Origin of the sequence: Streptomyces sp. NPDC007162 (assembly GCF_040634175.1) — a bacterium.
Classification (GTDB): Bacteria; Actinomycetota; Actinomycetes; order Streptomycetales; family Streptomycetaceae; genus Streptomyces.
Genome location: NZ_JBEYFC010000217.1, coordinates 1 through 13960 on the forward strand (window position 1 = coordinate 1; position 13960 = coordinate 13960).

8 protein-coding genes are annotated in these 13960 nt (G+C 68.5%); 2 read left to right on the forward strand and 6 right to left on the reverse strand.

Annotated elements, in window-relative coordinates; translation table 11 throughout:
- Positions 1–1001, reverse strand: a 1001-nt coding sequence (locus ABZ646_RS24495; protein ID WP_360522699.1) for a bile acid:sodium symporter family protein, incomplete at its 3' end; no start/stop codon positions are given.
- Positions 1002–1186: 185 nt separating this feature from the next.
- Here ABZ646_RS24495 and ABZ646_RS24500 point away from each other — a divergent pair.
- Both ABZ646_RS24500 and ABZ646_RS24505 read left to right on the forward strand, forming a co-directional pair.
- Positions 1187–2050 (forward strand): LysR substrate-binding domain-containing protein, encoded by an 864-nt coding sequence (locus ABZ646_RS24500; RefSeq protein WP_360522678.1) that lies wholly within the window; start codon positions 1187–1189, stop codon positions 2048–2050.
- 320 nt (positions 2051–2370) lie between these two features.
- Positions 2371–4197, forward strand: a complete 1827-nt coding sequence (locus tag ABZ646_RS24505; RefSeq protein WP_360522681.1) for an AMP-dependent synthetase/ligase — start codon at positions 2371–2373, stop codon at positions 4195–4197.
- A gap of 7 nt (positions 4198–4204) precedes the next feature.
- Here the strand turns inward: ABZ646_RS24505 and ABZ646_RS24510 are convergent, their stop codons facing one another.
- The 5 genes from ABZ646_RS24510 to ABZ646_RS24530 are packed head-to-tail and all read right to left on the reverse strand — an operon-like array spanning position 4205 to position 13730.
- A complete protein-coding gene (locus ABZ646_RS24510; RefSeq protein ID WP_360522684.1) occupies positions 4205–6235 on the reverse strand; it encodes a PQQ-dependent sugar dehydrogenase in 2031 nt (676 codons plus the stop codon).
- A gap of 11 nt (positions 6236–6246) precedes the next feature.
- Positions 6247–8496, reverse strand: coding sequence for an alpha-galactosidase (locus tag ABZ646_RS24515; protein ID WP_360522687.1), 2250 nt, complete (start codon positions 8494–8496; stop codon positions 6247–6249).
- Positions 8493–11729: a glycosyl hydrolase family 28 protein gene (locus tag ABZ646_RS24520; RefSeq protein ID WP_360522690.1), complete on the reverse strand. Its 3237-nt coding sequence runs from the start codon at positions 11727–11729 to the stop codon at positions 8493–8495. The genes ABZ646_RS24515 and ABZ646_RS24520 overlap by 4 nt, the downstream gene beginning before the upstream one ends.
- Before the next feature lie 11 nt (positions 11730–11740).
- Positions 11741–12523: a heparin lyase I family protein gene (locus tag ABZ646_RS24525; protein ID WP_360522693.1), complete on the reverse strand. Its 783-nt coding sequence runs from the start codon at positions 12521–12523 to the stop codon at positions 11741–11743.
- Between the two features lie 4 nt (positions 12524–12527).
- Positions 12528–13730 carry a glycoside hydrolase family 88 protein gene (locus ABZ646_RS24530; RefSeq protein ID WP_360522696.1) on the reverse strand — a complete coding sequence of 401 codons (1203 nt, stop codon included), beginning with the start codon at positions 13728–13730 and terminating at the stop codon, positions 12528–12530.
- Positions 13731–13960 lie beyond the last annotated feature (230 nt).

Sequence of the window (13960 nt, forward strand, 5' to 3'; positions counted from 1 at the left end):
GCCGCCGTCGGCCGTGACCGGTCCGCCGGGCCGGCCGGGGGCGCGGGCTGCTCCTGGGCCTGCGGGTCGTGGGCGCGGCGCTTGGCGATGACCGCGCAGACCATGAGCTGCATCTGGTGGAAGAGCATCAGGGGCAGCACGGCCAGCGAGGCGTGGGCGCCGAACAGCACGCTCGCCATGGGCAGCCCGGAGGCGAGGGACTTCTTGGACCCGGCGAACTGGATGGCGACGCGGTCCGCGCGGGCGAAGCCGAGCGCCTTGGCGCCGTACCAGGTCACCAGGAGCATCACCGCGAGCAGTGCGGCCTCCACCACGAGCAGCCCGCCCAGCCGGACGGCGCTGACCTGGTGCCAGATGCCCTTGACCATGCCCTCGCTGAACGCGGTGTAGACGACGAGCAGGATGGAGCCGCGGTCCACCAGGCCGAGGACCTTCTTGTGCCGTTTGACGAACTCGCCGATCCAGGGACGCAGCAGTTGCCCGGCGACGAACGGCACCAGCAGCTGGAGCACGATCTTGACGATCGAGTCCGCGGAGAACCCACCCCCGCTGTTGCCGAGCAGGGCGGCGGCGAGCAGCGGGGTCAGGACGATGCCGACGAGCGAGGAGAAGGAGCCGGCGCAGATCGCGGCGGGCACGTTGCCGCGGGCGATCGAGGTGAACGCGATCGACGACTGGATGGTGGAGGGCACCAGGGTCAGGAAGAGGAGGCCCTGGTAGAGCGGCTGGGTGAGGAGTACGGGCACGAGGCCGCGGGCGGCCAGACCGAGCACGGGAAAGAGCACGAAGGTGCAGGCCAGCACCGTGACGTGGAGGCGCCAGTGCCGCAGTCCGTCGACGGCCTCGCGGGTGGAGAGGCGGGCGCCGTAGAGGAAGAAGAGGAAGGCGATCGCCGCCGTGGAGGCGCCGGAGGCCACGTCGGCGGCCGTCCCCCGGGCCGGGAGGAGCGCGGCGAGGCACACCGTCCCGAGCAGCAGCAGGACGTACGGGTCGATCGGCATCCGACGGGGCCGGCTCAGGCGTTTCACGGTGCTCCACTTACGGGTCGGTCAGGTTCTCACGGCGGCCGCTGCGGCCGGGTTATCCGCGGGCCGGAGGGGCCCTCTCCATCGTCCTCCTCCGGGAGGTGATCGGGAATCCGGCATACCACTCTGACTGTCATCACGTTCCGCGATAACATGTTCGAGTGTATGACCCCTCACACCTGCGCACCTTTTTGGCGGTGGCCCGCACGCTCAGCTTCACCCAGGCGGCCCGCCGCCTGGGACTGCGCCAGTCGACGGTCAGCCAGCACGTGCGCAGACTGGAGGACGCGGCCGGTCGGCAGCTGTTCTCCCGCGACACCCACTCCGTCGAGCTGACCGAGGACGGCGAGGCGATGCTCGGCTTCGCCCGCCGGATCCTGGAGGTGCACGAGCAGGCGGCGGCGTTCTTCACCGGCACCCGGGTGCGGGGCCGGCTCCGCTTCGGCGCGTCGGAGGACTTCGTGCTGACCCGGCTGCCGGAGATCCTGGAGGGCTTCCGCTACGACCACCCCGAGGTCGACCTGGAACTGACGGTGGAGCTCTCGGGCACCCTGCACGAGCAGCTGGCCGCCGGAAAACTGGACCTGGTGCTGGCCAAGCGGCGGGCGGAGGATCCGCTGGGCGACCCGGTGTGGCACGACGACCTGGTGTGGATCGGCGCGGAACGGCTGCGCCTGGAACCCGACCGCCCGGTCCCGCTGATCGTCTATCCGCCGCCGGGCATCACCCGCGCCCTGGCCCTGGAGGCGCTGGAACGCCAGGGCCGCGAGTGGCGCGTCGTCTGCACCAGCGGCAGTCTCAACGGCCTGATCGCCGCGGCGCGGGCGGGCCTGGGCGTGATGGCCCATTCGAGGGGCCTGATCCCACCGGGTCTGTTCCGTGTCCCCGACCGGGCGGGCCTGCCCGAACTGGGCCGGGTCGACTTCGTACTCGTGCACGGCCAGGGACGCTCACCCGCGCAGGGTGCGGCCGACGCGCTGGCGGCCGCGATCCTGACGAGTGGGGCCCGCCTGCGACGCCCCTAGGGCAGTGACGGAATCGGGCGGGACGGCGCTGTCATCAGAGGGTGCCGTGGCACCCGCGGCCGACTCGCCGGTAACCGGACGGGGGCGGTAACCGGGTCGTACAGATTCGGTGGAGATTACGGCGGCGACACCTACTGCACCGTGGGTGTTCTGTCCGCCCCCTCCCCATATGAGCGTATTTTCCGGACAGGAACACGACCATACGAGAGCAATGCTCGTTTTCGCATACCCTCCCGCCCGGTCTTGCGGTGGGGTAGCTTTCACGGCGCTGTGCGGAGCGTCACTACCGTCACTGTGGAGCGAGAAGCGGGGAGCGGGGTTTGCGCGAGTTCACCAACCCGCCGTCGGCGTCGGCACCGCCGGTCGGCGGACTGGCCGACTGGGTGTTCGAGCATGCCCGGACGGACCCGCTGCACACCGCCCTGGGCCGCAAGGACGAGCTCGGGCAGTGGCGCGACGTGACCTCCGCCGAGTTCCGCGACGAGGTGCTGGCGCTCGCCAAGGGGCTGCTGGCGCGCGGCATCCGGTTCGGCGACCGCGTCGCGATCATGTCCCGCACCCGCTACGAGTGGACCCTGTTCGACTTCGCGCTGTGGACGATCGGCGCCCAGGTGGTGCCGGTCTACCCGACCTCGTCGGCCGAGCAGTGCTTCTGGATGCTGTACGACTCCGAGTGCACGGCCGCGATCGTGGAGCACGAGGACCACGCGATGACGATCGCCACGGTCATCGACCGGCTGCCGCAGCTGCGCCAGCTGTGGCAGCTGGACGAGGGCGCGGTGCAGGAGCTGTACGACGCGGGCGCGCACCTGGAGGACGAGGTCGTCCACCGGCACCGGCAGGCGGTCACCCCGGACTCGGTCGCCACGATCATCTACACCTCGGGCACCACGGGCCGCCCGAAGGGCTGTGTGATCTCGCACGGGAACTTCATGTACGAGGCGGACACGGTCGTCGGCCGCTGGGAGCCGGTGTTCCATTCGAAGAAGAACGAAGAGGTCTCGACGCTGCTGTTCCTGCCGCTGGCGCACGTCCTCGGTCGGCTGGTCGAGGTGGCCGCGATCCGGCACGGCGTCCGCTTCGGCCACCAGCCCCAGCTGAGCGCGGCCGTGCTGCTGCCCGATCTGGCCGCGTTCAAGCCGACCTTCGTGGTGGCCGTGCCGTACATCTTCGAGAAGGTGTTCAACGCGGCGCGGCGCAAGGCGGAGAAGGAGGGCAAGGGCGGACCGTTCGAGAAGGCGGTCGAACTCGCGGTGAAGTACGCGGACGCGGTCGAGGCGAAGGCGTGGGGCACCGGCCCCGGCCCGTCGGCAGGGCTGCGCATGCAGCACCAGCTCTTCGACAAGCTCGTCTACTCCAAGGTGCGCGCCGCACTGGGCGGCCGGATCCGCAACGCCGTGTCCGGCGGCTCGGCCATGGACCGCAGACTCGGCCTGTTCTTCGCCGGGGCGGGCGTGCAGATCTACGAGGGCTACGGTCTGACCGAGTCGACGGCCGCCGCGACCATCAATCCTCCCGAGCGCACCCGGTACGGCACGGTCGGCCAGGCCATCCCCGGTGGCACCGTGCACATCGCGGACGACGGGGAGATCTGGCTGCACGGCGGCAACGTCTTCCAGGGCTACCTCAACAACCAGAAGGCCACCGACGCCACCCTGCACGACGGCTGGCTCGCCACCGGCGACCTGGGCTCCCTCGACGAGGACGGCTATCTCACCATCACCGGCCGCAAGAAGGAGATCCTGGTGACCTCCGGCGGCAAGAGCGTCTCTCCGGGGGTGCTGGAGGAGCGGGTCCGTGACCACCCGCTGGTCAACCAGTGCATCGTCGTCGGAAACGACCGCCCCTACATCGCCGCCCTGGTGACCCTCGACACCGAGGCGGTCGAGCACTGGCTGACCATGCGGGGCAAGCCGCAGATGTCCCCGGCCCAGCTGGTGCGCGACGCCGACCTGGAGACCGAGGTGCGGCGCGCGGTGGTGGCCGCCAACACCCTGGTCTCGCAGGCCGAGTCGATCCGTACCTTCCGTATCCTCGCGCAGCCGTTCACCGAGGAACACGGTCTGCTGACCCCGTCGTTGAAGCTCAAGCGCAAGGCGATCGAGAACGCCTACGCCAACGAGGTCGAGGCCCTCTACCGGGCCTGACGAACCGTCACTTGATGTCGATGCGGAAGATCTTGTCGGATCCGTCCGGCTGGTTGCCGTTGTTGTCGCAGTTGGTGGTGGACAGCCACAGCTGGTCGGCGCCCGGCACCTTGGTCACGGTCCGCAGCCGGCCGTAGGTTCCGACGTAGTACGCCGTCGGGGTGCCGACGCTCTCGTTGTCGCCGTTGATCGGGATGCGCCACAGCCGTTCGCCGCGCAGGGACGCCATGTAGACGACGTTGCGGACGATGGCGATGCCGCTCGGGGAGGCCTCGGAGACGTCCCAGGTGGCCTTCGGGTTGGTCATGCCCGCGACGGAACAGGTGCCTTCGCAGGTGGGCCAGCCGTAGTTGGCGCCGGGCTTGATGAGGTTGAGTTCGTCCTTGGAGCTGTTGCCGAACTCGGCCTCCCACAGCCGCCCGCTCCGGTCGAAGGCGAGGCCCTGCGGGTTGCGGTGGCCGAGGCTGTAGACGTAGTTGCCGAACGGGTTGCCGGGGGCCGGTTTGCCGTCCGTCGTCATGCGCAGGATCTTGCCGTTCAGGGAGTTCTTGTCCTGCGCCAGGTCCGGGGTCTGGGCCTCCCCCGTCGAGACGTACAGGTAGCCGTCGGGGCCGAAGAGGAGCCGTCCGCCGTTGTGGTAGCGGTTCTTCTTGATGCCCTGGAGCAGGATCTTGTAGTCGCTGAGCTTGGTGCCGTCGTAGGTCATGCGCACGACCCGGTTGCCCTCGGAGGCGGTGTGCATGAAGTACACGTAGTGGTTGGTGTCCCACTTGGGGTCGACGGCGACTCCCAGCAGTCCGCCCTCGCCGTTGGTGGTGACGGCGTTCGGGACGGTGCCGACCTGGGTCCTGGTGCCGTCCTTGGTGAGCTTGAAGACCTTGAAGTCGTCCCGCTCGGTGACCAGGGCGGTCTTGCCGTCGGGCATCCAGTAGGTGCCCCAGGGGATGGTCCAGCCGCTGGAGAGTGTCGCGATCGAGGACGGGACTCCGCCGTCGGTCGCGCACGCCTTCGTGGTGAAGGTGACGGTGTCACTGGCCTCCGAGACGTTGCCTGCCGCGTCCCGGGCGACGACGTTCAGGCTGTACGGGCTGTTGCAGGCGAGCCCGGTGAGCGTGGTCGAGGTGCCGCTGGTGACCGTGTCGTAGACGGTGGTGTCGCTGCGCACGTCGTAGGCGACGACCGCCGTGTCGTCGGTCGAGGCGCCCCACTTCAGATCGGCGCTGTTCGCGGTGACGTTGCTCGCGGTCAGCGTGCCCGGCTTGCTCGGCGGGGTGGTGTCGGAGCTGGGTTTGGTGGTGCAGTCGACGACCGGGCTGGCGAGCGAGGTGTTGCCGGCCGCGTCGCGGGCGATCACCGTGAGGTTGTAGTCGGTGTTCGGGGTGAGTCCGGTCAGCGTCTTGGAGGTCGAACTCCCGGGCGCCTCGCTGATCTTGTTGCCGTGCTCGTAGATGTCGTACGCGCTCACCCCCACGTTGTCCGTGGCCGCGCCCCAGGCCAGGGTGAGCGCGTCGGCTCCGACGTCGGAGCAGCTGGGCTGTCCGGGGCGGGTCGGGGCCTGGGTGTCGGCGGCCGCGTCGAGGCTGACGCGGTCGAGGTTCGGGCCGCCGTTGTCGGTGGTGGCGGTGGCCCGGATCTTGTCGGTGCCCGCGGTCAGCGGGACGTTGACGGTCTTGGTGACCCAGGTGTTCCAGTCGGCGGTGGCCGGGAAGGACACGCCGGAGGCCACCACGGTGCCGTTGACGGAGATGTCCATCGGCCGGTCGGCGGACGTCCCGTTGGCGTAGCGCAGGGTGAGGGCGGAGGTGCCGGCGGCGGCCGCGCTCACCGTGAACTCCACGTAGGAGCCCGTGACGTTGGTGTAGTCGACGAAGCCGGTGCCGGTGTATCCGGTGTGGTTGGTGGCGACGGTGCCCTGGGAGATCGTCGCGTCCTCGGCCTGGTAGTCGGTGGCGGCGAGCGCGGTGCCCTGGCCGAGACCGGCGAGCGGCAGCGCCAGGGCGGCCGCGACGCCGTACGGCAGAACTCTTCTGATGTTCACGGATGTTCCCCTCAGCCCGTGTACTGGGTGAAGACCTTGAGGTAGTCGTACGGCTGCTGCGACACGCCGCTGCAGGCATCGCCGTCGGTGCCCGAGCCGCAGGCCCGGTCGCGGTTGACGGCCCAGTAGGTGAGCCGCCCGATGTGGTGCTGCTGGGCGTAGGCGAGCATGGTCTTGAAGTCGGCCACCCGGACCTGCTCACCGGAGTCGTCGGTCTTGCCGTTCATCGACGAGAGCCCGATGTGCGTGTAGGCGGTGGCGTCGCTGTAGCCGTACGCCGACTTCACCTGCGCCTTGAGGCCTTCCATGGCCTTGGTGGTGAGGCTGCCCATGTTCGTGGTGCCGCCGCCGAAGTCGAACGGCATGATGCACCAGACGTCGTTCGCCAGCCCGGAGTTCGCGGCCCGCTTGATCATGTCGGTGCCGGTGGAGTCGGGACCGCTGGAGGTGGTGCCGAAGGTGATGACGGTCTTCAGGCCCGGGTTGTTCGCCTTCACCGTCTTCAGCGCGTCGACGACCCGCTGCCGCACGGTCGCGTTGGACCACTCGGTGTTCTCGATGTCGATGTCGAGCGCCTTCAGCTTGTAGGCGTTGATCACCTTCTGGTAGGCGCCGGCGAGCGCGGAGGCGCTGGAGCACTTCTCGCCGAGCTTGTTCCCGCTCCAGCCGCCGACGGAGACGACGACGTCACCGCCTGCCGCTCTGATCGCGTTGATCGTGGACTGGTCGCTGCCTCCCGTCAGCGGGCGGGAGCCGTCCCACTTCGGGTTGCAGGTGCCGTCGGAGAGGATGAAGGCGAGGGTGAACCACTTGACCCCGGTCGCGGACATCACGGACGTGGGGTTCTGTGGGCTGCCCCAGCCGAGGTACTCGTAGGGGGCGACGGCGAACCCGGGCGAAGCGGCCGCCGCCTTGAGGGAGGTGACGGGCTTGACCCGGATGAGCCTGGTCTCGCCCGGGCGCAGGGTCGCGCTGTACGAGTCGGCGATCACGCCCTTGTGGGATCCGGACCAGAGGTCGGTCACGTCACCGGAGCCGCTGAAGCCGACCTGCGACCAGTTCACGCTGACCGTGGCGTTGCCCGAGGTCCCGGTGTTGAACAAGGCGACGACGTACTGCCCGTCGCTCTCCTCCTTGCTCCAGACCTGTTGGACACCACTGTTCACGATCCGCTTGGCGGCGACGCCGTCCTGGTCGACGCCGATCAGCCGGTCGTTGGTCAGCATCGCCTTGTCGACGGAGTCGAGCTGGGTGAGGTCGGTGCCGAGCAGCAGCGGGGCCGCCGCCATCGACCACAGCGTGAAGTGCGAGCGGCGCTGGTCGGCCGTCAGGCCCACCTGGTCGCCGTTGCCGATCTCCAGCGAGTCCAGGTCGTTCCAGCCGCCGGGCCCGGCGTACTGCTGCCAGGAGGCGGCCGAGTCGAAGCGCTTGGAGACGTGGGACCAGTCGGTCAGCGGATAGCCGCTGCCGTTGCTCCCCGGCCCGCAGTAGCACTCGACGTCGCCCTGGGTGCGCCAGCTGTTCGCCAGTTTCCGCCAGGTGGCGGCGTCGGCGATCGGCAGGTTGTTGGACAGGGCGAAGTTGATGGGCCGTCCGCTCGCCCGCAGCGCCTTGTCCCAGGCCTGGACGTCGGCGATGTCGGCGCTGCCCACCCCGTCGATCTTCAGGTAGTCGACCCCCCAGGACGCGAACTGCCTGGCCCAGGAGTTGACGAACTCCTGCGCGCCCGGCTTGGAGTAGTCGATGGCGTACATGTTCTTGCAGTTGTAGTTCTTCTCGGTCGTGGACGTGTCCGCGATGTCCTTCGCGTGGTACGAGGTTCCCTCGATCGGCGTGTTCTTGGTGACGGCGTTCTTCGCGATGCCCGGGGTGACGTAGAAGCCGAACTTCAGCCCTTTGGAGTGGACGTAGTCGGCCAGCCCCTTGATGCCGTCGGGGAACTTGCTCGTGTCGACGGCCCAACGGCCGTAGCTGTCCACGGAGAAGCCGTTGCTGTCGCACTTCTGCCAGAAGTCGTCGAGGTTGACGTAGACGAAGCCGTGGTCCTTCAGACCGCTGGAGACCAGTGCGTCGGCCTGCGCCTTGATCTTCGCCTCGGTCGGCCAGCGGCGCACGAAGCTCCAGCTGGACCAGCCCATGGCGGGCCGGACGGACTGGCCGTTGTCGGAGGCGGCCGCCGGGTGGGCGGTCCCCATGAGCGGCACCGCCGCGGCGACGAGCAGGCCCGCCACCGCGGCCGTGAGCGATCTGAACCGGATCATGACTGTCCCCCGTTCGCGGGTGTGGCGTACGACGTGCCGATCCACGCCTCGTCGACCCGCAGTCGCTGGTAGCGGGTGGTGTCGGTGGCGGCGGCCCAGGTGGTGTCCACCTCCAGGCGGACGTAACGGGCGGTGGTGGCGGTGAGGTCGATGCCCTGCATGCCGCGGCGGCTGGGCAGCTGGCCGGACTTGACCGCGTTCCCCCAGGTGGTGCCGTCATTGCTCACGAACACCTTGTAGTCCTTGATCCGCGCGGACTGCTCGGTGTCCGAACGGGCGTAGGCCACCGAGTCCTCGCGCTGGTTGAGCCCGAGGTACTGCACCTTCTTGGCCGAGCCGAGGTCGAAGGTGAGGTTCACCGGCAGGGTCTTGTTGTTGTCCCAGTAGGTGAGGTAGTCACCGTCGCCTGCCGCCGACGCGCCGTGCCCGCTCGCGGAGGCGCTCGCGCTGACCTTGACGCCGGTGAGGATGCCCTGACGGCCGGCTGTCGTGACCTTGAAGACCGTGTCGTACGGGTCCCAGTTGCCGAGACCGTTCAGGGTGAGGACGCCGCCGGACTGCGACCACGAGACCGCCGCTCCCGTGCGGAGGTTGGTGACCGAGGCGATGCGGTAGCCGTTGTCCCGCACGCGCAGCGTGCTGGTGCTGGGCGGGGTCAGGACATGGATGTACTGGCGGTTCGGGTCGTCCTTGGCGATCGTCGTGACGCCGTGCGCGCCGTCGTTCCAGAAGCCCGGTTTGAGGCCGCCGTACATGTAGCCGCCGCCCTCGGTCCCGTGCAGGGACTCCCAGACGGGGTCGAGGTAGGAGTTCGCGAAGTTGTTGAAGGCGGCCTGGTTCGCCGGGAACTTGCCGTTCACCTGGGCGGTCTCGGCCATCAGGGCCTTCACCGAGGAGCCCACGTTGGTGACGAGACGGCCGAGGGTGAGCATCTTGTCGACGGTCGGATCGGATCCGTCGTACCACCAGGCACCGGTCGAGGGCAGCTTGAAGTCCGCCTCGGTCAGGCGGGGTTGGGCGGTGTAGACGGCCTGCGGGTAGTCGTAGGCCGGGGTCATCCCCGTCTTCTGCTCATTGCTGATCATGTCCATGATCGGCGTGTCTTCGTTGTTGTTGCTGAGCGTGTAGTTCGGGCGCTTGTCGTAGATCTGCTGGTAGAGGTTGTGGCTCTCCCAGTAGGAGTTGTCGTTGTCGATCCAGAAGCCGCCGAGGTCGGGGTAGCGGTCCATGACCTCGAAGAAGTTGTCGTAACTGAACTGGCCGAAGCCGTCGTTGGTGGTCAGGTCGACGTTCTTGCCCTTGTAGGCGGAGTAGGCGGCCGAGTCGAGCCACTCGTGGCCGCCCTCGTCGTGCCACTGGGGGTCGTTGGTCATGTAGAGGATGACCTTCATGCCCTTGGCCTTGGCGGCGGTGATCAGTTCGCCGAGGAAGTCCCGCTTGGTGGAGCAGGAGCCCGGGATCTTCGACGGCCAGGGGCGGGCGTAGCCGAGGCGGCTGTGGAAGGTGGCGAGGACCAGGTACTGGGTGTGCAGCTTCTGGGCCTCGTTCACCCAGTAGTCGGGGGTCCAGCCGCCGCTCGTGACGTCGTTCTCCCAGGCGGTGCAGCTGGTGTGGGCGGGCGCGGTGCGCAGGCCCCAGTGCAGGAAGAGGCCGCCGACGGAGGCGCGCAGGAAGTCCTGCCGGGGGTTCTCCAGGTCGAGCGGCTTCACGGCCGCACCGGAGCAGTCCTGGCCGCCGGAGACCCGGAGCGCGCCGCCCGAGGTGTTGTGACTGTCTGTCACACAGGCGCCCGTGACGTCCTGGAGCCCGACGTCGTACGGGGAGTCGCCGCCCTTCTGGGCGGTGAAGCGGGTGAGGCGGATGTCACTGGCCGCGTTGGCGATGACCGCCGGCCGCCCGTCGTCCGCGGCGAACGTGACGCCGCTGTCGGTGAACTGGACGTGGTCGGCGTTGTGCAGGTACCAGCCGTAGGCCGGGCGGGTGCCGATGGCCTTGGGGTTGTAGTCGTTCGGGTCGTTGCTCGGCACGCCGGTGGACATGGTGCCGTTGCCGCCGGGGACCGTGATGTTGACGTGGTCGAAGGTGACGCCGCTGATGCGGTGGCCGCTCTCGCCCCACAGGGTCGGGCTGAAGGAGGGGCTGTTGCCGGTCGCGGTGATGTTGTCGTACGTGACGTCGCTGATCGACCCGACCCCGGGGCTGTTGCCGCAGCGTTTGCGGGTGCCGATCTTCTCCATGATCGGTGAGTGCACGTTCGTCATCGTGATGTCGCGGTAGTGGACGTCGGAGATCTTCGAGCCGTCCATGGAGACCATGCCGAGGCCGGACTTGTCGGCGCCGTCGATACGGATGTTCTCGAACTGGTAGTCCGAGAAGTCCCCGCAGGTCTCCGAGCCGAACATCAGGGCGTTGCAGCACTTGGCGCCGAGAAGCGAATCACTCACCCGCACATGACCGCTGGGCAGCTTGGCGCCGAGCGCGTAGTCGCTCTTGAACACCAGCGCGTCGTCGTTGGCGTGGATGGTGGCGTTGGTGATCGTGGCGTTGGTCGTGGAGATGACGTTCCAGCCGTCGCGGTCGCTCGCGGTGTCGATCGTGAGGTGGTCGGAGGTCACGTTGGTGCAGCCGTTGATGAGGGCCGCGAAGTGGCCGCCGCGGCGGAGGGTGAGACCGTCGCCGATGGTGAGCCCGTCGCACCTGGTCAGCGAGATGATCTTGTCGGCCTCGCCCGACTTGGGGTTGCCGGTGATCAGGTTGCCCGCGCCGTCGATGACGCCCTGGCCGACGAAACCGATGTCGGTGAGCTTGTCGCCGTAGATCATCGCGTCGTGGAAGTGGCTGTGCCCGTAGTCCTGGTAGGAGTCGTACCGGTTGGACTCGGCCTTGTCGTAGGTGTCCGCGCTGGAGCCCTGCAGGGTGGCGCCCTTGTCGAGCTGGAGCGTCACATGGCTCTTCATGTGAAGGGTGTTCTTGGACTTGTAAGTACCGGAGGGGAAGCGGACGGTGCCGCCGCCGGCCGCGTTCGCCGCGGTGATCGCCTTGTCGATGGCCGGGCTGTCGTTGGTGGAGCCGTCGCCCTTGGCGCCGTAGTCACGCACGTTGAACTCGGCGGCGGCGCGGGCGGCGGTGTGCGGGGCGGCGAGGGCCGCGGGGTGGGTGAGGCCGAGGACCACCGCCACCACGAAGAGGATGACGGCCGCCGCTCGGCGGGCCGGACCGGTGGGGGGTTTCATGTGGCGACTCCTCACACCAGTTGGTAGCCACGGAGTTTGGTGAGCAGGAGGTAGGTGTCCTGCAGGGACCCGGAGGTGTCACCGAGGGAGCGGTAGATGCCCCACTTGGGGCGCACCCGGTCCGCGAGGAAGGTGTCCACGCCGCTCTTCGAGACGTCGATCACCGTGGCACCACCGGACTTGAGGATCCAGCGGACCGAACCCGCCGAGCCGTTGCCGACCTTGATCTGGAAGTCGACATCGGTCCATTTGTCGTGCAGCGGGTCGAGGTCGGTACGGCCGACGATGATGCCGTCGGTGGCGAGGTTCAGCTCGATGGTCTGCTTGCCGTTCACACGGCGCAGCGACTGCGTGACGATCGGGGAGGTGCCGCTGCCGGGCTGCTTCATCTGCATGATGTGGGTGAAGGTGGTGGTCGCCTTCAGCGAGCTCGGGATGTACATCGAGTAGGTGACCCGCCAGGTCTGGCCCTCGTTCCACTTGAGGTAGTTGCTGGAGCTCGTGCGCAGCCCCGTGACCTCCTGGCGCTGGCGGTCGGTCGAGGTGTCCCGGTCCACCATGTGCATGTTGAAGCGCCAGTTGTCGCCGGTGGCGAAGATGTGCGGATGCCCGGCGGGGTGCGAGTCGGCGCGGTCGTCCTCGACCGTCTCGAAGGCGCCGAGGCCGTCGCTGCTCGCGGAAGGAGCCCACTTCTGCTGCCAGGAGGCGGCGTGGGCGGTGGCGGGCAGGCCCAGCGTCGCCCCGGCCGCACCCGCGATCGCCGCGCCCAGCAGTGCCCTTCTAGACGTGCTCATGACACTAATCACCTCGCAGTTGTTCGTTCATGATCAGGAAGGCGCCCAGACCGTGGAAGTCGTTGGTGGCCCGGTCACGTGCGACGTAGTACGCGTAGTCGCCGACGTTGGTGCCGACGGAGATGTCGGCGAGGTTGGTGCGGCCGTCGGAGCCGACCGAGAGCTTCGCCAGCACGCCCTGGTAGCCGCGGCGCGCGACGGCGGCGTAATGCGGGTCGAGGTAGCCCTGCTGGACGCCGCGGGACAGGGCGTAGGTGAACATGCTGGAGCAGGAGGTCTCGGTCCAGTCGTCGGACCGGTCACCCTTGTCCATCACCTGGAACCAGCGCCCGGTCGCCGGATCCTGGTACTTCTCCAGACCGGCGGCCAGCTTGCGGAAGATGGACAGGAGTTGGGGGCGCCGGGTCTGGTCCGCCGGAATCGCGTCCAGGACATTGACGATCGCCATGGAGTACCAGCCGACGGCACGGCACCAGTGCTCGGGAGCGAGCCCGGTCCCCGGATCGGCCCAACTCGCGGTCTTCGACTCGTCGTAGGCGTGCTTGAGCAGCCCGTTCGCAACCTGCAGATGACTGCCGTAGACGTACAGCTGCTTCGCCGCCTCGTCGTCGGTGTACGCGCTGTCGCCGAACTCCTTGCCGTACTCCACGAGGAACGGGTTCACCATGTAGGTGCCGTCCGCCCAGAGCTGGTGGGCACGACTGCTGGTGTCGGCATGCCAGAAGCCGCCGTCGCTCGTGCGCGGATAGGTGTTCAGCCGGTCGCGGATCGTCTTGGCCGCCTTGCGGTAGCGGTCCTGGCCCGTCTCGTGGTGCAGGACCACCAGGAGCCGGCCGGCCTGCATGCTGTCCAGGCTGTTGAAGGACTGGTCGATCGAGCCGTCGCTCTTCACGAACCGGTCCACGTAGTTCTTGATGTAGGTGAGGTAACGGGGGTCGTGGGTGCGCCGGTAGGTGAGGTACTGGCCGTAGAGGTAGAGACCTACGGGGTAGGACCAGCCGCCGATGGTGGCGGGGGTGTAGCGGGCCATGGTGGAGTCGACGACCGCGGTGGACCAGTCGGTGGCGGCCGCCGGCCGTGACGCGGCGCCACGCGCGACGGCGGCGGGGACCGCGACGGCCGGCGGGGCGACGGCCGCCGGCACGGCGGTGAGGGTGGCGGCGGTGAGTGCGACGGCCGTGAGAGCGGCGGTTCGCAGGCGTTTCATGGTCCTCCTTCTCGATGGTGGACAGCGAGCACCGGCGCAGCATCCGGCCAACGCGGCCGGTCACTTCCAGACGGTCTCCACGACCTGGTAACCAGGGCTTCGCCAGACCTTTTCATCCGATGTCTGTGCGGCGGTCGGGTCCTGGCGCGGCTTCGACCCGGTGTACGACGTGCACACCGGCGACCTCTCCTTCCCGCTGGGCTGCCGCCCCTACCTGGTCCCGCTCTCCT

Bases quoted from the DNA above. Each gene is read 5' to 3' on its own strand.
- ABZ646_RS24515 (WP_360522687.1), bottom strand. From the start codon at position 8,496: ATGATCCGGTTCAGATCGCTCACGGCCGCGGTGGCGGGCCTGCTCGTC.
- ABZ646_RS24530 (WP_360522696.1), bottom strand. From the start codon at position 13,730: ATGAAACGCCTGCGAACCGCCGCTCTCACGGCCGTCGCACTCACCGCC.
- ABZ646_RS24520 (WP_360522690.1), bottom strand. From the start codon at position 11,729: ATGAAACCCCCCACCGGTCCGGCCCGCCGAGCGGCGGCCGTCATCCTC.
- ABZ646_RS24525 (WP_360522693.1), bottom strand. From the start codon at position 12,523: ATGAGCACGTCTAGAAGGGCACTGCTGGGCGCGGCGATCGCGGGTGCG.